The organism is Pseudomonas sp. XP2 (assembly GCF_053557975.1).
The window spans coordinates 76,198-96,292 of the sequence record NZ_JBNRIK010000005.1 but is presented as its reverse complement, the minus strand read 5'-3'; the positions used below and the strand labels follow the sequence as shown (position 1 = coordinate 96,292).

The following is a 20,095-nucleotide window of genomic DNA, read 5'->3' as shown; positions in this document are numbered from 1 at the left end:
GTACGGTTTCCATGCTTGATTTTTGGGGCCGCTAAGCGGCCCCATTTGTTGTTACCTGGAGCTACCACCGCCCGCCCAGGGCGCGGAACAGGTTGACCTGTGCCTGCGCCAGCCGCCCTCGGGCTTCTACGTGGCTGGCCCGCAGGCGGATCAGTTCTCGCTCGCTGTCGAGCAAGGCCAGCCCGTCCAAGGTGCCGCGCGGTAGTTGCCCTGGGCCAGGGCATAGCCGCGCTGGCTGTGCGCCAGGGCTGCATCCAGTGCCTGCAACCGCTGCCGCTCACCGTCATAGCGTGCAAGGGCCTGGCGCACGTCCTTGAGCGCGCTCAGCGCCATACCGTGGTAATGGGCAACCTGCGCCTGCTGCAACGCCTCGGCTTTGCCGACCCTCGCGCGGTTGGCTTTCATATTCGGAAACTCCCAACGGATCAGCGGGCCAATGCCGAACATCACCGCGCGGCTGTCGCCGAGGTTGGCCAGGTGATGGTCCGAGGAGGTCAGCGAAGCGCCGAAGCTGACCTTCGGATACAGGTCGGCCCGGACGATGTCGGTTTCCAGGGTGGCAGCCTGCAGCTCCCGTTCTGCCTGGCGCACATCCGGCCGGCGTTCGAGCAAATGCCAACCATCGCCGGCCGGTAGCGGCGCCGACAGCGTGGGGATGGTTGTGCAAGTGGTGGTGTCGGCCAGCGAGGCCTGGCCACTGAGCATGCCAAGTTCGTAAAGCGCCATCTGCCGCCCGGCTGCGAGCATCGGCAGCTGCGCCCGCACTTGTTCCCGTAAGCCCAGCAGGCGCTCGCTGTCGAGGGCAGTGGCCACGCCGGCCTGGCGCTGGCGTTCGCTCAGTTGCACGCTGTGGTCGAGGGTTTGCAGGGACTGCTTAGCCTCGTCCAGGCGCGCCGTGTAGATGCACTGGTCGAGGTAGGCGCGGCTGGTCTGGGCGACCACTTGCAGGCGCACCAGATCCAGCGCCGCAGCGCTGGCTTCGGCCTGGGCCCGGGCGCGCTCGATGGCAGCACGCACCTGGCCCCAGACATCCACCTGATAGGCCAACTCGATGCCTGGGTTGAATTGCCATTGCGACGGCGCGTGGCTGTCGGTCGCCTCGGCCAGGGTCTGGTCATCGGCGCTCTTGCCATAGGTGGCGGCAAAGTCCATCGAGGTTGACGGCCAGCGCCTGGCATCGAACTCGCCTATCCCCGCCAGCATGGCCTGCACATTGGCTTCGGCCTGGGCCAGGTCCTGATTGTGCGCCAGGGCTTGCTGTACCCAGTGGTTAAGTTGCGGGTCCTGGAACAGCGCCCACCATTGTTGGGGCAATGGTTGTCGGCTGACACCCGCCGGCACATTCGCCAGCGGGTTGGCCAGCAGCGCTGCGGGTGGCTCGGCAGGTGCGGGTTGCCGGGTGCACGCCGCCAGCACGCCGAGTATGGCGAGTACGGCAAACCGGGCAGGGAAGGGAAATGAAGGCAGTAAGGGCATCACACATGTCGCTCAAGGGTGGTGATGCGAGGTTAACGAGGGTGGGGCGCCCGCCGCTGCCGCAAGCGGGACAACCCTGCGCGCAAGTGGGACAACCTGGAGCTCAGTACCCGCGCGCGGTACTGTTTTGCCAATCACTCGGCGCGTAGCCGAGGATGCGCTTGAACATGGCGGCAAAGGCGCTGGCGCTCTGGTAGCCGTGCTCCAGCGCCACGTTCAGGATCGGTTGGCCATCGGCCAGGCATTGCTGGCTGAGCATCACCCGGGCACGGGCGCGCCATTCGCCATACGACATGCCCACCTCACGCTGGAACAGCCGTGCCACGCTGCGGGCACTCATGTTCAGTTGCGCGCCGCATTGTTCCAGCGTCAGGTCCTGGGCCGGGTCCTGCAGGAAGCGCTCGCACCAGGCGCGCAGTTTCGCCTGGTGCGGCAACGGCACAAAGGCATCGATGCGCCTGGCAGTGGCCAACTCAAGCCGGATCAGCGCCCGCACGTGCTCGCCGTCACGCAGGTCGAGCATGCGTGACGCAGCCAGGATCAGTTCGTGCAGCAGGCCGGTTACCACGATGACCTGGCAGCGCTCGATACGTGCTTCGAGCAGCAAGGTCCGCATGCAGACCACGCCTTCCATGCGGATGGCATGGCTGACCCCGGCGGGCATCCACAACGCATGCCCGCCAGGGATCACCCAGCTACCGCCTTCGCTGCTGACCCGCATGACGCCGCTGGCGGCGTAGATCAGCTGATCTTCGGCGTGGCAGTGGCTGGCCACTTCTTCGCCGTGTCCGTAGTCCATTTCCAATGCTTGCATGCGGGGCATCCTCGGTATTGGATCCGATTATACGGCGGTTTATTGATGCTTGATTGCGAAGGTTGGCGGTTCGGCGCAATTATTCATCGCCTGCGAGATCGAGCGCCGCCCGCGCGGCGCTTCGCCGGGGCAAGCCCGCTCCCACATGTGTTTTGGGGCCAATTCTGCCTGTGCGATTTGCGCGCGAACGCCTTGGCGCATGACTCGATATCGCGTCGGACAAACAAGGCGGTCGCGCGCACCTGTCACAGGAATGATTGGCCCCAAAACACATGTGGGAGCGGGCTTGCCCCGCGAAGCGCCGCGCGGGCGGCGCTCGGTCTTGTAGGCGCTGAAAATGTTGCGGCAAGCACCTGGTGGCCCTGACCCGATCCTTTGGCAGGCACCTCAAAGCCATCCCCTGTAAGACATTTCTGAACATGAAACCAAACGCTTCAGAATCAACCCGCTTAGGAATTATCCTACGCGCGCTGCTGAACTATCGCCGTTGTCGGCGAAGTACCTCAGGGATAACGTTTTCGCGTCGCTCCGGCGACCGGGCATGAGAACCCGACAGTCAAGCTAGCAGCACCTTCATGGTGGCCGTACGTGGGCGGGCTTTCGCCTGGCCGGGCCTTTGCTAGCTTCTGCCCGGTTTTCTCACACCTGCGTACGGCTGCCGCCTTCAATCCATGAGAAAGATTCAGGTGGTGGTTCCTTCCCTAGAAGCTGGAATTACACAATGAAAAAGTTCGTCCCCGATCCACAGGATCTGCTGCGGGTCCAGCCCGGCATTCCTATCGATGATGCCTATGAGCAAGTTTCGATCCTGCTGAGCTACATCAAGCATCTGCTGCGCGAAGGCGATATGGAGGACGACCACAAATTCCTGGGCGCCGCCGATTACCTCACGGCGTTGGCCAAGGCATTGATGAACGAAGTCGAACTGACCAAAAATACCTTGCGCTGAACGGCTGCCCTGGGGGGCCGCTTTGCGGCCCTTTTTGCGACACATGGCCCGATGGACCGGTCCATCGCGGTGTGTGCCTTCTAGTCATGTCTTGGTGGGCAAGCTCATATGCAGCAAGGGGAACGGCCGGCCTTCGCCATCCAGCGGCGAGCGGCCGGTCTGGACGAAGCCGTAGTGCTCGTAGAACCCTGTTGCCTGGGGGTTCTGCTCGTTGACATCGACACTCATCGCGTTACGCGACTGGCGGCCAAAATCCAGCAGCGCACGGCCAATACCCTGGCCATGTCGCTCGGGGTCGACGAAGAGCATTTCCACGTGGTTTTCATTGAAACCGATGAAGCCCAACGGCTGGTCATCGGTATCTACTGCAACCCACAGCTCGACGGCCGGAAAGTACACGTCTTGCAGCTGTGGCAACAGCGCGTCGATGTCGGACGGTTGCAGAAAGTGGTGTGTGGCGCGTACGGCGCGCAGCCAGATGTCGAGCAGCTGCGGGAAGTCTGCAGCAATGCCTTGGCGAATGATCATAGGGTCATCCTGAATGTATAGATGGCAGATGGGCGCGCCAAAAGGTGGCGGCCATGCAGGTGTCGGCATCATGAATGACCGCTTCGCGATTTAACGCCTGGGCGGTGCACGGCAGGGGAAGCCGGAAGGGAAGATGGCAGAAGGTTACCCGGATTGCGCAGTGTGGGGCAATGCAGCCTGAGTCGGGTTTCCGGTTTTTACTCGACCGCAATCCATATCGATGCTGGAATTGAGTCCGCACGTCATGGCCATGGCCGGGAGCCCCAATGAACCGCAACGAACTGCGCAAAGCCGATATCAACCTGATGGTGGTGTTCGAAGCCCTGATGCAGGAGCGCAACCATGTCCCCGGTTGAAAATGTCAACGATGTCTCCGGTCTGTACCCTGGACAAGCCCGCTCCCACAAGTAGCGTGCTTGCGCCCTCATAGAACGACCGCCAGCCCGTTGATCCAGCACGGGCTTTGTGGGAGCGGGCTTGTCCCGCGAACACCGGCAAAGCCGGTGCCAGGCACCGCCTGTTCCATTCGCGGAACAAGCCTGCCCCCACAAGTGGCTTACCTGCCGTCTTTGTTCTCTGCACAATCTCCCACAACTGCGTCGTGATCGCTTAGAACGTGCCTTGCAAGGTCACCATGAAATTGCGTGGCTCACCATAGAAATTGCCCCACGCCGGCGCACCGATGGTGGCGTAGTACTTCTTGTCGAACAGGTTGTTGCCGTTTAGCGCGACTGTCCAGTTCGGGTCGATGCGATACTGCACGCGGCCGTTCCACACGGTGTAGCCCGCCTGCTCGACACGGGTAGTGCCGGTAGTGCGGAAGTTTTCGCTCTGGCTGTTCAGGCCGGCGCCGACGGTGAAACGCTCCAGTGCACCGCCCAGTTGGTAGTCACCCCATACCTTGAGCATGTGCCGCGGGATGAAGCTGGAGGTGAAGGTCAGCTCGGTGGGGTCGCTGTCTTCGATGGTATTCAGGTATTTGGTCTGGGTGTAGGTGTAGCCCGCCAGCAGCTGCAGCCGCTCGATTGGCGAGCCGCTGATCTCGGCCTCGAAACCCTGGGCACGGACCTTGCCGCTGTCGGTGTAGCAATACCCGTCGCCTGACGGGCAGGCTTCGTTGTAGTCGGTTTCCGCACGGTGTTTCTCGACCGTACGGAACAGGTTGAACGAAGTGTTCAATGCGCCATCAAGCAGTTCGCCCTTGATGCCAATCTCGTAGTTTGCACCGGTCTTGGGCTGAAGCGACTGCCGCTCGGCGTTCACCTTGTCGCTCTGCGGCTGGAAGATGTCGGCGTAGCTGGCGTAGGCGGTCCACTGCTCGTTGAGGTCGTACAGCACGGCGGCAAATGGCGTAACCTGACCGTTTTCCTGGCTGCGGTTGTTCACCCAGTAATCGTAGAGCTGGGTATAGGAGTCGCTCTTGTTGCGGTACCAGCTGACCCGTGCGCCCAGCACCAGGGTCAGCGGCTCTGCCAGCTTCAGCCGCAGGTTGGCGTAAGTGCCATATTGGGTGGTGGTGGAATCGGTTGGCACGCTGCCACCGCGGCTCGGGTTGACCAGATAATCGCCTTTGGACGGGTGTGGGAAGTTCGAGGTTGGGTTGAATGGGTCCTGCTTGGCGTTCAGCAGCATCAACGCGAAGTAATCATGGGTTTTCTGCCGGCTGGCGTTGGCGCCGATGATCAGCTCGTGCTGCAAGCCGAACGCCTCGAACTTGCCATCGACATAGCTATCGAAGCCGTAGTCGTCCTGGTCGTAGTCGAAGCGGCCGGCGCGCACGTTCATGCTGGCGGTGCTGGCGCCGACCGGCACCGTACCTTCGGAGTAGGCGTATTCGATGTCCTGGGTGTTGTGGGTGTAGATCGAGGCGAAGTTCAGCGTCCAGTCATCATTGAAGCGGTGCTTGAGGTCGGCAAAACCGGTAATACGCTGGCTTTGCAGGTCGTTCCAGCTGGCCCCCAGGCAGGTGGAGCGCGACAGCTTCAGGTCACTGCCATTGGCGTAGCGTGGCAGGCCGGAATAGCACGGTGTGGCATCGACATCCTCGTAGGCCAGGCCAAAGCCAAGGGTGGTGTCGGCGGTGACGTCCCAGTCGATGGCACCGTACAGTATCTGGTCCTGGCGCTTGGCCGTGTCATAGAAGTACTGGCGGTCCTGCAGCGAGGCCACGGCGCGCCCGCGCACGGTGCCCGACTCGTTCAGCGGGCCGCCTACATCTACTTGGCCGCGGTAGTTGTCCCAGCTGCCGGCAGACAGGGTGACGGTGGTGGTGGCCTTTTCCTGGCCACGCTTGCGTACGAAGTTGACGCCGCCGGCGGAGGAGCCGGAGCCCTTCATCATGCCGGCCGCGCCCTTGAGGATTTCGACGCGGTCGTAGAACACCATGTCGCTGGAAAAGCTGTTGGCCTGCACGTAGTTGCCGCCCACGTCCAGCGGCACGCCGTCATACTGGTACTGGCCGTCCAGGTTGAAACCACGGGAGTAGAAGTACTTGCCGCCCATGGGCGAGTCGTACACGGTGATGCCCGGGGTCTTGTCCAGCACCTGTTCCAGCGTATTGAGGTTCTGGTCGTCGAGCATCTTGCGGGTCATCACGGTGACCGACTGCGGGGTTTCCTTCAGCGTGTGCACGCCTTTGCCGATGGTTACTGCACGTGCCGTGTACGATTGGGTGCCCTCGCTGGTGGCGTCCAGCCGGTTGGCATCGATGTTCAGTGGGCCCAGTTCCATGGCCGCGCCGTTGTTGGCAGGCATCAGCACGTAGCCGCCATTGCCCTGGCGTTGTGCCTGCAAGCCGCTATTGGCCAACAGCCGCACCAGCCCTTCCTCGATGCTGTAGCTGCCTTCCAGGCCGGCGCTGCTCAAGTGGCGGGTCTGTGCGGTGTCGAACGAAATGGTCACGCCCGCCTGCACGCCGAACTGGGTGATGGCATTGCCCAGCGGGCCAGCGGCGACGTGGTAGGCGGTCTGGCTTTGGGCCATGGCCTGGGCAGGCATCAGCAGCAGGCCCGGCGCGCTGGCCAGGGACATGCCGAACAGCACCAGGCGTACGGCCTGGCTCAGCTTGGTTGCAGGGGTAGGGTGCAGGTGAGGCATTTCGTGATCCTTCCGAGTCATGGCAGAAAGTCGCTGTCGTCGCGGCTTGTGTCAGGGACGGACGAGAATCGAAATCAGCAAGATTGCGGCGAAAGTTTTTTCGCAATTGCTCAGGCGGGTTCCACACTCACCCAATAGCGGCTGAGGTAGCGCAGCTTCACGGGCAGTGTTTTTGGCAGGTTGGCCAAGGCGATATCGGTGTCGTCGATGCGGAATGCGCCGGATATGCTCATGGCCTGGATCGACGAGGCGCAGCGCAACACCCCTGGCCGATAACGCCCCAGCTCTTCGAGGAAGTCGCCCAGGCGCCAGTCGTTCACACTCAACATGCCATGCCGCCAGGCAGTCGAGTCAACGGGCAGGGCGTGCGGGGTGGCGAAGTCATTCTGGTCAAAACTCACCTGCTGCCCGGCTTGCAGTTGCAGCCTCCGCTCAACGTGGCGCTGCGGGCGAACCTCGACACTGGCCTGCAGTACCCCGACGCGCGTCTTGTGCGCGAGTTTGCGGATGCTGAACTCGGTGCTGCGGGCAAGGATACTGCCGTCCTCGGTGTGCACGATGAACGGACGGTGCTGCACCTCGCTGACAGGCCTGACCAGTATTTCTCCCTGGTACAGCTGAATCGCCCGCACCTTCGTGTCATAGCGTACATCCAGCGCGGTACCCACGTTCAGCTCCAGCTGCGAGCCGTCCGCCAGCGCTAGGGTGCGTCGCTCACCCGTGCCGGTGCGTTGCTGTGCCAGCAAGGCGCGATAGGGCACCTGTTCGGCTGCCAGCCAGCTGCCGCCACCCATGGCAACCAGCAGGCCCAGCACTTTCAGCACATCGCGGCGCTGCGTCTGCGCAGCGCCAAGGCTGGACAATGCTGCTTGCGCGGGCACCATGGCCCATTGCTGCTGCAGCTTCTCCACCCGCGCCCAGGCGGCAGCGTGGTGCGGGCTGGCCTGCAGCCATTGCCGCCACGCCTGGGTGCGGGTCTCGTCGCAGGCGCCATCGTTGAGCTGCACATACCAGGTAGCAGCGGCTTCGAGTGTCTTGAGATCCATCGCGTTCAGCCTTCAACTACCAGCAGGCAGCGGGTCATCGCCTTGATCAGGTGGTTCTTCACGGTGGTAACCGACACGCCGAAACGCTCAGCCGCAGCACCGTAGGTCAGGCCTTCAAGTTGAACGGCAAGGAAAATGGCGCGGGTCTTGGCGCCGAGTTCGTCGAGCAGGCTGTCCACGGCCACCAGCATTTCTATGATGGACAAGCGCACCTCCGGCGAGACGTCAACCGGCTCCGGGCGCAGGGCCAGGGCTTGGAGGTAGGCTTTTTCGATGGAGCGACGGCGGGCTTTGTCGATCAGCAGCGCGCGGGCTATAGCGCTGAGGTAGCTGCGCGGCTCGCGGATCGGCAACGGATTACGCGCGGTCATTACCCGCAAGAACGTGTCGTGCGCCAGGTCGGAAGCATCGGCGGCGTTGCCCAGGCGGGCGCGCAGCCAGCCCTTCAGCCAGCTGTTGTTTTCGCTGTACAGCTGGTGCAGGGCCTGGGGATCGAGCGTCGACATGCGTCAAGACCGCAATATTAATGGGAATTGATCGCATTGTCGTAGTAGGGCGGGCTGATTGCAAGGATCGTGTGCATGCACACAGCCTTGTGGGAGTGGGCGTGCCCGCGAAACAGGCAACACGTTGGATGGCACCGGCTCTGCCGGTGTTCGCGGGCATGCCCGCTCCCACAGAGGTTGCGCCAGCTTCTGGATCCTGAGCAAGGCAGTTGCTCACACAAAGGCAGGACGCACACATTGAAAACGTTGTTAGAACCCGGCCTCCAGGCTCAGCAGCTCCTGCACCGTCTGCCGCCGGCGAATCATCCGCAGCGCCCCGTCCTCGATCAGAAACTCCGGCAGTAACGGCCGGCTGTTGTAGTTCGACGACATCGATGCACCGTAGGCGCCGGCATCATGGATCACCAGCAGGTCGCCCACCTGTGCCTGGGGCAGGTCCTGCGGGGTCAGTTCCTGGTCATCCTGGGTGAACACGTCACCCGATTCGCACAATGGCCCGGCCACAACAGTCGGCTGCCGTGGGCGGTCCACCGGCTGGCCGTTGGCGTCGAGCAGGGTCATGCCGTGATAGGCGCCGTACATCGCCGGGCGCATCAGGTCGTTGAAGCCGGCGTCGATCATGACGAAGGTATTGCGGCCCACTTGCTTGACGGCACGCACTTCTGCTACCAGGTAGCCCGACTCGGCCACCAGGAAGCGCCCAGGCTCAATCTCCATGCGCACGGGGTGACCCAGCATGGCTTCGATTTCCTTGCGCGCCACCGCCCAGGTCTGGGCGTAGCGCTGCAGGTCGACCGGCTTGTCAGTGCTGCGGTAAGGGGTGGACAGCCCGCCACCTATGGAGAACGCCTCGATGTCCACGCCCAGGCGGCCGATCAGCTCGATCATCGAGCGAGCCACCTGTTCCAGGTGCTGGTAGTCCACCCCGGAACCAATGTGCATGTGCACGCCTACCAGGTGCAGGCCATGGGCCTTGATGCATGCCAGCGCCTCGTCCAGTTCCTCGTGCCAGATGCCGTGCTTGCTGTTTTCGCCGCCGGTGTTGGTCTTGCGGCTGTGGCCATGGCCGAAGCCCGGGTTGATGCGGACCCACACGCGGTGGCCGGGCGAGCGTTCACCCAGTTGGCGCAGCATGTCGATGGAGCCGGCGTTGACTTCGATCTTTTCTGCTACTACCCGCTCCAGGGTTGGCCGGTCCAGCGCGTCGCACGTCAGCACCACGCCCGCAGGGTCACCGTGCACGCTCGCGCCCGCGGCGAAGGCACGCTCCATCTCGCCCAGTGATACGGCGTCCAGCACCAGGCCGTGGGCGCGCATCAGGCGCAGTACGTGCAGGTTGGGGTTGGCTTTCTGGGCGAAACGCACGGTGTCGAACACGTTCAGTTGCTCGACACGCTCAGCGATGGTGCTAGCGTCGTACGCCCACAGCGGCGAGCCGTGCTGGCGAACCGCCTCGGCCAGGAGGGTGAAGGGTGCGGTCATGGTGGCGCAACTCATATAAGGAAGGCCACAAGGATGAGCCAAAGCGGGAATTCATAAAAATAGCTATTTTTCCGTAAGTCATTCATATCTGATATACCCATCGTCTACTCATCGGGTATTGCCGTGAAACTGTCCGTGCGCCACATCGAAGTGTTCCGCGCCATCATGGCCGCCGGCAGTGTTACCGGTGCGGCGCGCCTGCTGTTCACCTCGCAGCCCACCGTTAGCCGCGAACTGGCGCGGCTGGAGCAGGTGACTGGCCTGAACCTGTTCGAACGCGAGGGAGGGCGCCTGGTGGCGACCGCCCAGGCGCTGCTGTTGATCGAAGAAGTCGAGCGGGCCTACGTCGGGCTGGAGCGGATCGATCGCTTTGCCCAGGCCATCCGCAATTTCGAGCAGGGGCGGCTGGCCATCACCTGCCTGCCGTTGTTTTCACAGACCTTGCTGCCCAAGGCCTGCCAGCGCTTCCACCAGCAGCACCGCGGCGTGAGCGTGAGCATCCTGGCGCAGGAATCGCCGTTGCTGGAGGAGTCACTGGTCGCCCAGCAGCATGACCTTGGCCTGACCGAGGTGGAGCAGATACCGCGCGGCGCTTATGGCGAACTGCTGTTCAGCGCCAACATGGTGTGCGTGCTGCCCGAGCATCACCCGTTGCGGGCCAAGGCCGAGTTGGAGCTGAGCGATTTTCACGAGGTCGATTTCATCAACCTGGCCAGCCTGGACACCTACCGCCAGCGCCTGGACCAGCACTTTCGTGCGGCGGGGGTGAACCGCCGCACGGTGATCGAGACCACCAGTGCCGCCTCGGTGTGCGCCATGGTCAGGCAAGGCCTAGGGGTGGCGATCATCAACCCGCTGAGCGGGCTGGAGGCGGCACAGGGCGGGTTGCCGATCCGCAGGTTGCGGGTGTCGGTGCCGTACCAGGTGATGCTGATACGCCCCGACCACCGGCCGGCATCGGCAGCGGTGGAGCCGTTTTGCGAGGCGCTGCGGGTGCAGGCTAAAGCAATGCAGGCAGCATTGCGCTAGCGCCTGACTCTCCCAAGGGGTTTTGTGCTGCCTGTGCCGGCGATGAGGCCAGTACAGGCAACAACGGTCGGTCCTATGTGCAATCTGCGGTTCAGAGTTCGCAGACGAAGGTCCCGGTCCCGGTCAGGATGTTTTCCAGGGTTTGCTTCACTTCGTCCAGGTCACTCAGGTCGCTGGTGAGGTGGATCTCCAGCACCTCGTCCCCCTTAAGCGCATCCTGGTCGCCGGCCGCCACTTCGATCAGCAGGCGCTTGGCACTCAGCGTCACCTTCAGCCCATCGAGCGTCGACGGCTCGTCATCCAGGGTCAGGTCGACGGTGTCTTCGTCCGGGTAGCGGGTAAGCAGGAACATCTGACCCTTGTCGCTGTGGCAGCACAGGGTCGCCATGTTGTCTTCCTCGTCATCGCAAGGGGTGGCGAACAGCAGGGCGGTGTTGATTTGCATGAGCAGGCTCGGATCAAAGGAAACGGAAGGGAATTCTGACAGTCTTGCGTACAGGCATAAACGTAAAGTTACCGCCCCTTGACCGAAATTGTCGCAGCGCTGCAAGCGTTGATGACCGATCAGTCGTTAAGCTTCGCCGAGCCCTGAGCGTGCCTGTGCACGTTCGACGCCTGGTTTTACCGTCCGCCTTGCCACGGGTTGGCTATCGTTGATCCGTACACGGCGCACGCAGCGACGCTTCAATTATTACAAAGCCCAAGCGGAGTACCACAGATGGCGTTCTTCACCGCAGCCAGCAAAGCCGACTTCCAGCATCAACTGCAAGCGGCCCTGGCGCAGCACATCAGCGAACAGTCCCTGCCACAAGTGGCGCTGTTCGCCGAGCAGTTCTTCGGCATCATCTCTCTGGACGAACTCACCCAACGCAGGCTTTCCGACCTGGCCGGCTGCACCCTGTCAGCCTGGCGCATCATCGAGCGTTTCGACCCCGAATACCCGCAAGTGCGGGTGTACAACCCTGATTACGAACGCAATGGTTGGCAATCGACCCATACCGTGGTCGAAGTGCTGCACCACGACCTGCCGTTCCTGGTCGACTCGGTGCGCACCGAGCTCAACCGCCGCGGCTACAGCATCCATACCCTGCAAACCACCGTGCTCAGCGTGCGCCGTGGCGCCAAGGGCGAGCTGCTGGAGCTGCTGCCCAAGGGCACACAGGGCGAGGGTGTGCGCCATGAGTCGCTGATGTACCTGGAGATCGACCGTTGCGCCAATGCCGCCGAACTGACCGTGCTGACCCGCGAGATCGAGCAGGTGCTGGCCGAGGTACGGGTGGCCGTGGCCGACTTCGAACCGATGAAGGCCAAGCTGCGTGAAGTGGTGGCGCAGGTGGAGCAGACCGCCTTTGGTCCTGCCCAGAACGAGAAGGGCGAGGTCAAAGCCTTCCTCGAGTGGCTGCTGGACAACCATTTCACCTTCCTGGGCTATGAAGAATTCACCGTCAAGCGCGACGCCGACGGCGGCCAGATGGTCTACGACGAGCAGTCGTTCCTCGGCCTGCCGCGCCGCCTGCGCGTGGGGCTGACGGCCGAAGAGCTGCGCATCGAAGACTACGCCGTGGCCTACCTCAACGAACCACTGTTGCTGTCGTTCGCCAAGGCCGCACTGCCCAGCCGCGTGCACCGCCCGGCCTACCCGGACTACGTGTCGATCCGCCAGCTGGACGCCGACGGCAAAGTCATCAAGGAACACCGCTTCATGGGCCTGTACACCTCTTCGGTGTATGGCGAAAGCGTGCATGCCATTCCGTACATCCGTGTGAAGGTGGCTGAAGTCGAGCGCCGTTCGGGCTTCGACGCCAAGGCCCACCTGGGCAAGGAACTGGCCCAGGTGCTGGAAGTGCTGCCGCGCGACGACCTGTTCCAGACGCCGATCGACGAGCTGTTCACCACCGTCATGGCGATCGTGCAGATCCAGGAGCGCAACAAGATCCGCGTGTTCCTGCGCAAGGACCCTTACGGCCGCTTCTGCTACTGCCTGGCCTACGTCCCGCGGGAAATCTACTCCACCGAAGTGCGGCAGAAGATCCAGCAGGTGCTGATGGAGCGCCTGAAGGCCAGCGACTGCGAATTCTGGACCTTCTTCTCCGAGTCGGTGCTGGCACGCGTGCAGCTGATTTTGCGGGTAGACCCGAAAAACCGCATCGACATCGACCCGCAGCAGCTGGAACGCGAAGTGATCCAGGCTTGCCGCTCGTGGCAAGACGACTACTCGACCCTGGTGGTCGAGAACTTTGGTGAAGCCCAAGGCACCAACATCCTGGCCGATTTCCCCAAGGGCTTCCCGGCCGGGTACCGTGAGCGCTTCGCCGCGCACTCGGCGGTGGTCGACCTGCAGCACGTGCTGAACCTGTCGGAAAGCAAGCCGCTGGCGATGAGCTTCTACCAGCCGCTGACCCAGGTGGGCGAGCGCATCCTGCACTGCAAGCTGTACCACGCCGATACGCCCCTGGCGCTGTCCGATGTGCTGCCGATCCTGGAAAACCTCGGCCTGCGTGTGCTCGGCGAGTTTCCGTACCGCTTGCGCCATGCCAATGGCCGCGAGTACTGGATCCACGACTTCGCCTTCACCTACAGCGAGGGCCTGAGCCTGGATATCCAGCAGCTCAATGACACCCTGCAGGACGCCTTCATCCACATCGTGGGCGGCGATGCCGAGAACGATGCCTTCAACCGGCTGGTGCTCACCGCCGGCCTGCCATGGCGTGACGTAGCGCTGTTGCGCGCCTACGCCCGTTACATGAAGCAGATTCGTCTGGGCTTTGACCTGGGCTACATCGCCAGCACCCTGAACAACCACACCGACATTGCCCGCGAGCTGACCCGGTTGTTCAAGACCCGCTTCTACCTGGCACGCAAGCTCACCCAGGACGACCTGGACGACAAGCAACTGCGCCTGGAGCAAGCGATCCTGACCGCGCTGGACGACGTGCAGGTGCTCAATGAAGACCGCATCCTGCGCCGCTACCTGGACCTGATCAAGGCTACCCTGCGCACCAACTTCTACCAGCCGGACACCAACGGCCAGAACAAGTCGTACTTCAGCTTCAAGTTCAACCCCAAGCTGATCCCCGAACTGCCCAAACCAGTCCCCAAGTTCGAAATCTTCGTCTATTCGCCGCGAGTAGAGGGCGTGCACCTGCGCTTTGGCAACGTCGCCCGTGGCGGCCTGCGCTGGTCTGACCGTGAGGAAGACTTCCGTACCGAGGTGCTGGGCCTGGTGAAAGCCCAGCAGGTGAAGAACTCGGTCATCGTACCGGTCGGCGCCAAGGGTGGCTTCCTGCCGCGTCGCCTGCCGCTGGGGGGGAGCCGTGACGAGATCGCCGCGGAAGGCGTGGCGTGCTATCGCATCTTCATTTCCGGCCTGCTCGACATCACCGACAACCTCAAGGACGGCGGCGTGGTGCCTCCGGCCAACGTGGTGCGCCACGACGATGACGACCCGTACCTGGTGGTGGCGGCCGACAAGGGCACGGCGACTTTCTCCGACATCGCCAACGGCATTGCCATCGACTACGGCTTCTGGCTGGGCGATGCGTTCGCCTCGGGCGGCTCCGCCGGTTACGACCACAAGAAGATGGGTATTACCGCGCGCGGCGCCTGGGTTGGTGTGCAACGCCACTTCCGCGAGCGCGGCATCAACGTGCAGGAAGACCCGATCACCGTGATTGGCGTGGGCGACATGGCCGGCGACGTGTTCGGCAACGGCCTGCTGATGTCCGACAAGCTGCAACTGGTGGCGGCGTTCAACCACCTGCACATCTTCATTGACCCGAACCCGGAGCCTGCGTCCAGCTTTGCCGAGCGCAAGCGCCTGTTCGACCTGCCGCGTTCGGCCTGGAGCGATTACGACACCAGCATCATGTCCGAAGGCGGCGGGATTTTCCCGCGCAGTGCCAAGAGCATCGCCATCAGCCCGCAGATGAAAGAGCGCTTCGCCATCGAAGCCGACCGCCTGACCCCGACCGAGCTGCTCAACGCGTTGCTCAAGGCACCGGTCGACCTGTTGTGGAACGGCGGCATTGGTACTTACGTGAAGGCCAGCACCGAAAGCCACGCCGATGTTGGCGACAAGGCCAACGACGCGCTGCGGGTCAATGGCAACGAACTGCGCTGTAAAGTGGTGGGTGAGGGCGGCAACCTGGGCATGACCCAGCTCGGCCGGGTCGAGTTCGGCCTGAACGGCGGCGCCACCAACACCGACTTCATCGATAACGCCGGCGGCGTGGACTGCTCCGACCACGAGGTCAACATCAAGATCCTGCTCAACGAAGTGGTGCAGGGTGGCGACATGACCGAGAAGCAGCGCAACCAGCTGCTCGGCAGCATGACCGACGAAGTGGGCGCCCTGGTGCTGGGCAACAACTACAAGCAGACCCAGGCGCTATCGCTGGCGGCCCGTCGTGCCCGCGAGCGGATTGCCGAGTACAAGCGCCTGATGGCCGACCTGGAAGCCCGTGGCAAGCTGGACCGTGCCATCGAGTTCCTGCCGTCCGAAGAGCAGTTGGCCGAACGCCTGGCGGCCGGCCAGGGCCTGACCCGCGCCGAGCTGTCGGTGCTGATTTCGTACAGCAAGATCGACCTCAAGGAACAGCTGCTTAAGTCGCTGGTGCCAGACGACGACTACCTGACCCGCGACATGGAAACCGCCTTCCCGCCGTCGCTGGTCAGCAAGTTCGCCGACTCCATGCGCCGCCACCGCCTGAAGCGTGAAATCGTCAGCACCCAGATCGCCAACGACCTGGTCAACAACATGGGTATCACCTTCGTCCAGCGCCTGAAGGAGTCGACCGGCATGAGCCCGGCGAACGTGGCCGGGGCCTACGTGATCGTGCGCGACATCTTCCACCTGCCGCACTGGTTCCGCCAGATCGAGGCACTGGATTACCAGGTGCCGGCAGAAGTCCAGTTGACCCTGATGGACGAACTGATGCGCCTGGGCCGCCGTGCCACGCGCTGGTTCCTGCGCAGCCGCCGTAACGAGCAGGACGCTGGGCGTGATACCGCACACTTCGGGCCGAAAGTCGCGCAACTGGGGCTCAAGCTCGATGAACTGCTCGAAGGCCCGACCCGCGAACGCTGGATGGTTCGCTATCAAGGCTTTGTCGACGCCGGTGTGCCAGAGTTGCTGGCGCGCATGGTGGCGGGTACCAGCCACCTCTACACCTTGCTGCCGATCATTGAAGCAGCCGACGTCACGGGCCACGACCCGGCGCAGGTGGCCAAGGCGTTCTTTGCCGTGGGGAGTGCTTTGGACCTGACCTGGTACCTGCAGGAAATCAGTAACTTGCCGGTTGAGAACAACTGGCAGGCGCTGGCCCGCGAAGCCTTCCGCGACGATATCGACCTGCAGCAGCGGGCGATCACCATCTCGGTCTTGCAAATGGCCGATGCGCCGGATGACATGGACGCCCGTGTGGCATTGTGGGCTGAACAGCACCGGGTCATGGTGGAGCGCTGGCGCGCCATGCTGGACGACCTGCGCAACGCCACCGGTACCGACTATGCGATGTACGCGGTGGCCAACCGCGAGCTGGTCGACCTGGCCATGAGCGGGCAGGCGGCGGTGGTACCGTCCTGAGCCTTGTGGTGCGGTAAAACAAAGCCCCGGCAGTGATGCCGGGGCTTTTCTTTTGTCTGTACCGGCCTCTTCGCGGGGCAAGGCCCTCCCATAGGTGCCCCACTGCCTTCAAGTTCAGTACAGCAGCTGTGGGAGCGGGCTTGCCCCGCGAAGAGGCCGGTAGAGGCTTACTTGAACCGCCGCTCCACCCCTTTTTCCACCAGGATCTTGGCGGAAATCTCTTCCACTGAAAAATGCGTGGAATTGATGTTGGGAATGTTCTCCCGGCGGAACAGGCTCTCTACCTCGCGCACTTCGAACTCGCACTGGGCAAAGCTGGAATAGCGGCTGTTGGGCTTGCGTTCGTGACGGATGGCGGTGAGGCGGTCGGGGTCGATGGTCAGGCCGAACAGCTTGCTGTGGTGCTTTTTCAGCACCGCTGGCAGTTGCAGGCGCTCCATGTCGTCTTCGGTCAGCGGGTAGTTGGCCGCGCGGATGCCGAATTGCATCGCCATGTACAGGCAGGTAGGGGTTTTGCCGCAGCGGGACACACCCACCAGAATCAGGTCGGCCTTGTCGTAGTAATGGGTGCGCGCGCCGTCGTCGTTATCCAGGGCGAAATTCACCGCCTCGATGCGTTCCATGTAGTTGGAGTTGCCGCCAATCGAGTGCGATTTGCCCACGGAATACGACGAATGGGCGGTCAATTCCTGTTCAAGGGGGGATAAAAACGAAGAAAAGATGTCGATCATGAAGCCGTTCGAGGTCGCCAGGATCTCACGGATGTCCTGGTTGACGATCGTGTCGAAGATGATCGGGCGTACCCCGTCACGTTCGGCCGCCGCGTTGATTTGCTGGACCATGGTGCGTGCTTTGTCGGGCGAATCAATGTACGGACGGGTGAATTTGTTGAACGGAATGCTCTCGAATTGCGCCAGCAAACTCTGGCCCAGGGTTTCGGCAGTGATACCGGTGCCGTCGGAGATGAAGAACGCGGTTCGTTTCATTTGCGATCTGGGCCTTAAGCTGATGACGTTTCTTGGATATGATAAGTTCGGTTTGCCGAATGCGGCTGTCGGCATTCTCACTTATTTTCCAGGTACAGGCCACAAACGCCCGGCCAAGTCACCGAAGACAGGCGGGCGCCTCTTTGAGCTTTTCCAACACAGTTAGTGGAGAGATCACCTTGGTAGAGTACGTAGTTTCCCTCGATAAGCTCGGCGTCCATGATGTAGAGCATGTGGGGGGCAAGAACGCATCCCTGGGCGAGATGATCAGCAACCTTGCCGGTGCTGGTGTATCGGTGCCGGGCGGCTTTGCCACTACGGCGCAGGCGTACCGCGATTTTCTCGAACAGAGTGGTCTGAACGACAAGATTCATGCGGCGCTCGATGCGCTTGACGTGGATGACATCAACGCCCTGACCAAGACCGGCGCGCAGATCCGCCAATGGGTCATGGAAGCCGAATTCCCGGCACGTCTGGATTCGGAAATCCGAACCGCCTTCGCCGAAATGGCTGCCGGCAACGACAACATGGCGGTTGCCGTGCGCTCCTCGGCCACTGCCGAAGACCTGCCGGATGCTTCGTTCGCCGGCCAGCAGGAAACCTTCCTCAACATCCGCGGCGTTGATAACGTGATCCGCGCGGCCAAGGAAGTGTTCGCTTCGCTGTTCAACGACCGCGCCATCGCCTACCGCGTGCACCAGGGCTTCGACCACAAGCTGGTCGCCCTGTCTGCCGGCGTGCAGCGCATGGTCCGCTCCGAAACCGGCACCGCCGGTGTCATGTTCACCCTCGACACCGAGTCGGGTTTCCGCGACGTAGTGTTCATCACTGGCGCCTATGGCCTGGGCGAAACCGTGGTGCAGGGCGCGGTCAACCCTGACGAGTTCTACGTGCACAAGAACACCTTGCAGGCTGGCCGCCCGGCCATTCTGCGTCGCAACCTGGGCAGCAAGGCGATCAAGATGGTCTATGGCGAAGAAGCCAAGGCCGGCCGTTCGGTCAAGACCGTCGAAGTCGACCGTGCCGAGCGCGCGCGCTTCTGCCTGACCGATGCCGAGGTCAGCGAGCTGGCCAAGCAGGCCATGATCATCGAGCAGCACTACCAGCGCCCGATGGACATCGAGTGGGCCAAAGACGGTGACGACGGCAAGCTGTACATCGTGCAGGCACGCCCGGAAACAGTGAAAAGCCGTTCCAGCGCCAATGTCATGGAACGCTACCTGTTGAAAGAAAAGGGCACCGTGCTGGTCGAAGGCCGCGCCATCGGCCAGCGCATCGGCGCCGGCAAGGTTCGTGTGATCAACGACGTATCGGAAATGGACAAGGTCCAGCCGGGCGACGTGCTGGTTTCCGACATGACCGACCCGGACTGGGAACCGGTGATGAAGCGCGCCAGTGCCATCGTTACCAACCGCGGCGGCCGCACCTGCCACGCGGCGATCATCGCCCGTGAACTGGGTATTCCGGCCGTAGTCGGTTGCGGCAACGCCACCCAGGTGCTCAAAGACGGCCAGGGTGTGACGGTGTCCTGCGCCGAAGGCGACACCGGCTTCATCTTCGAAGGCGAGCTGGGCTTCGACATCAAGCAGAACTCGGTCGATGCCATGCCGGAGCTGCCGTTCAAGATCATGATGAACGTCGGCAACCCGGACCGTGCGTTCGACTTTGCCCAGTTGCCCAACGCCGGTGTCGGCCTGGCGCGGCTGGAGTTCATCATCAACCGCATGATCGGCGTGCACCCCAAGGCGCTGCTCAATTATGCGGGCCTGCCGCCGGAGCTCAAGGAAAGCGTCGACAAACGCATTGCCGGCTACAACGACCCGGTCGGCTTCTACGTCGAGAAACTGGTCGAAGGCATCAGCACCTTGGCTGCAGCGTTCTACCCGAAAAAGGTCATCGTGCGCCTGTCGGACTTCAAGTCCAACGAGTACGCCAACCTGATCGGCGGCAAGCTGTACGAGCCAGAAGAAGAAAACCCGATGCTGGGCTTCCGCGGTGCTTCGCGTTACATCAGCGAATCGTTCCGTGACTGCTTCGAGCTCGAGTGCCGTGCGCTGAAGCGTGTACGCAACGAGATGGGCCTGACCAACGTCGAGATCATGGTGCCGTTCGTGCGGACCCTGGGCGAAGCCAGCCAGGTCGTCGACCTGCTCGCCGAAAACGGCCTGGCCCGCGGTGACAACGGCCTGCGCGTGATCATGATGTGCGAACTGCCGTCCAACGCCATTCTGGCTGAAGAGTTCCTTGAGTACTTCGACGGCTTCTCCATCGGCTCCAACGACCTGACCCAGCTGACCCTGGGCCTGGACCGGGACTCGGGCATCATTGCCCACCTGTTCGACGAGCGTAACCCTGCGGTGAAGAAGCTGCTGGCCAACGCCATTGCCGCGTGCAACAAGGCCGGCAAGTACATCGGCATTTGCGGTCAGGGCCCATCGGACCACCCGGACCTGGCCAAGTGGCTGATGGAGCAGGGCATCGAAAGCGTGTCGCTGAACCCGGACTCGGTGCTCGAGACCTGGTTCTTCCTGGCCGAAGGCCAGGGCGCGGCCTGACGCAGTAAAACGCGGGGGGACGTCTGGCGTGCCCCCGCCTGGTT

Annotated in this window: 12 protein-coding genes and 1 pseudogene; 4 read left to right on the top strand and 9 right to left on the bottom strand. The window is 62.7% G+C overall.

What is annotated here, in order from left to right; all coding sequences use genetic code 11:
- Positions 1-61 precede the first annotated feature (61 nt).
- A pseudogene (locus tag ACK1VC_RS08240) lies at positions 62-1,476 on the bottom strand (efflux transporter outer membrane subunit).
- Between the two features lie 103 nt (positions 1,477-1,579).
- Positions 1,580-2,290 (bottom strand): AraC family transcriptional regulator, encoded by a 711-nt coding sequence (locus tag ACK1VC_RS08235; protein WP_145914596.1) that lies wholly within the window; start codon positions 2,288-2,290, stop codon positions 1,580-1,582.
- Positions 2,291-3,011: 721 nt separating this feature from the next.
- Here ACK1VC_RS08235 and ACK1VC_RS08230 point away from each other — a divergent pair.
- Positions 3,012-3,239 carry a DUF3077 domain-containing protein gene (locus ACK1VC_RS08230; RefSeq protein WP_016485578.1) on the top strand — a complete coding sequence of 76 codons (228 nt, stop codon included), beginning with the start codon at positions 3,012-3,014 and terminating at the stop codon, positions 3,237-3,239.
- Between the two features lie 84 nt (positions 3,240-3,323).
- On the opposite strand, the gene ACK1VC_RS08225 is transcribed toward ACK1VC_RS08230, so the two are convergent.
- The 5 genes from ACK1VC_RS08225 to lysA all read right to left on the bottom strand — a co-directional run bounded on the left by ACK1VC_RS08225 (position 3,324) and on the right by lysA (position 9,897).
- Positions 3,324-3,767, bottom strand: coding sequence for an acetyltransferase (locus tag ACK1VC_RS08225; protein ID WP_016485579.1), 444 nt, complete (start codon positions 3,765-3,767; stop codon positions 3,324-3,326).
- A 609-nt stretch (positions 3,768-4,376) separates the two neighbouring features.
- Positions 4,377-6,863: a TonB-dependent siderophore receptor gene (locus tag ACK1VC_RS08220; RefSeq protein WP_191087424.1), complete on the bottom strand. Its 2,487-nt coding sequence runs from the start codon at positions 6,861-6,863 to the stop codon at positions 4,377-4,379.
- 110 nt (positions 6,864-6,973) lie between these two features.
- Positions 6,974-7,909 (bottom strand): FecR domain-containing protein, encoded by a 936-nt coding sequence (locus ACK1VC_RS08215; protein ID WP_191087425.1) that lies wholly within the window; start codon positions 7,907-7,909, stop codon positions 6,974-6,976.
- 5 nt (positions 7,910-7,914) lie between these two features.
- A complete protein-coding gene (locus tag ACK1VC_RS08210) occupies positions 7,915-8,415 on the bottom strand; it encodes a sigma-70 family RNA polymerase sigma factor (RefSeq protein ID WP_016485582.1) in 501 nt (166 codons plus the stop codon).
- A gap of 249 nt (positions 8,416-8,664) precedes the next feature.
- Positions 8,665-9,897 (bottom strand): diaminopimelate decarboxylase, encoded by a 1,233-nt coding sequence (gene lysA / locus ACK1VC_RS08205; RefSeq protein ID WP_096425795.1) that lies wholly within the window; start codon positions 9,895-9,897, stop codon positions 8,665-8,667.
- A gap of 123 nt (positions 9,898-10,020) precedes the next feature.
- Between lysA and ACK1VC_RS08200 the strand changes: the two genes are divergently transcribed.
- A complete protein-coding gene (locus tag ACK1VC_RS08200) occupies positions 10,021-10,926 on the top strand; it encodes a LysR family transcriptional regulator (RefSeq protein ID WP_016485584.1) in 906 nt (301 codons plus the stop codon).
- A 91-nt stretch (positions 10,927-11,017) separates the two neighbouring features.
- Here the strand turns inward: ACK1VC_RS08200 and ACK1VC_RS08195 are convergent, their stop codons facing one another.
- Positions 11,018-11,371, bottom strand: a complete 354-nt coding sequence (locus ACK1VC_RS08195) for a hypothetical protein (RefSeq protein WP_016485585.1) — start codon at positions 11,369-11,371, stop codon at positions 11,018-11,020.
- Between the two features lie 273 nt (positions 11,372-11,644).
- On the opposite strand from ACK1VC_RS08195, the gene ACK1VC_RS08190 reads away from it, so the two are divergent.
- Positions 11,645-16,510 carry an NAD-glutamate dehydrogenase gene (locus ACK1VC_RS08190; protein ID WP_023047423.1) on the top strand — a complete coding sequence of 1,622 codons (4,866 nt, stop codon included), beginning with the start codon at positions 11,645-11,647 and terminating at the stop codon, positions 16,508-16,510.
- Positions 16,511-16,677: 167 nt separating this feature from the next.
- Here the strand turns inward: ACK1VC_RS08190 and ppsR are convergent, their stop codons facing one another.
- The gene (ppsR, locus tag ACK1VC_RS08185) at positions 16,678-17,496 is read right to left on the bottom strand and encodes a posphoenolpyruvate synthetase regulatory kinase/phosphorylase PpsR (RefSeq protein ID WP_016485587.1); all 819 of its coding nucleotides are present in this window, start codon (positions 17,494-17,496) and stop codon (positions 16,678-16,680) included.
- Between the two features lie 179 nt (positions 17,497-17,675).
- Here ppsR and ppsA point away from each other — a divergent pair, with 179 nt between their 5' ends.
- A complete protein-coding gene (gene ppsA, locus ACK1VC_RS08180; protein WP_016485588.1) occupies positions 17,676-20,051 on the top strand; it encodes a phosphoenolpyruvate synthase in 2,376 nt (791 codons plus the stop codon).
- Positions 20,052-20,095 lie beyond the last annotated feature (44 nt).

Coding starts and splice junctions, on each gene's coding strand:
- ACK1VC_RS08235 (WP_145914596.1), bottom strand. CDS start 2,290: ATGCAAGCATTGGAAATGGACTACGGACACGGCGAAGAAGTGGCCAGC.
- ACK1VC_RS08230 (WP_016485578.1), top strand. CDS start 3,012: ATGAAAAAGTTCGTCCCCGATCCACAGGATCTGCTGCGGGTCCAGCCC.
- ACK1VC_RS08225 (WP_016485579.1), bottom strand. CDS start 3,767: ATGATCATTCGCCAAGGCATTGCTGCAGACTTCCCGCAGCTGCTCGAC.
- ACK1VC_RS08220 (WP_191087424.1), bottom strand. CDS start 6,863: ATGCCTCACCTGCACCCTACCCCTGCAACCAAGCTGAGCCAGGCCGTA.
- ACK1VC_RS08215 (WP_191087425.1), bottom strand. CDS start 7,909: ATGGATCTCAAGACACTCGAAGCCGCTGCTACCTGGTATGTGCAGCTC.
- ACK1VC_RS08210 (WP_016485582.1), bottom strand. CDS start 8,415: ATGTCGACGCTCGATCCCCAGGCCCTGCACCAGCTGTACAGCGAAAAC.
- lysA (WP_096425795.1), bottom strand. CDS start 9,897: ATGACCGCACCCTTCACCCTCCTGGCCGAGGCGGTTCGCCAGCACGGC.
- ACK1VC_RS08195 (WP_016485585.1), bottom strand. CDS start 11,371: ATGCAAATCAACACCGCCCTGCTGTTCGCCACCCCTTGCGATGACGAG.
- ACK1VC_RS08190 (WP_023047423.1), top strand. CDS start 11,645: ATGGCGTTCTTCACCGCAGCCAGCAAAGCCGACTTCCAGCATCAACTG.
- ppsR (WP_016485587.1), bottom strand. CDS start 17,496: ATGAAACGAACCGCGTTCTTCATCTCCGACGGCACCGGTATCACTGCC.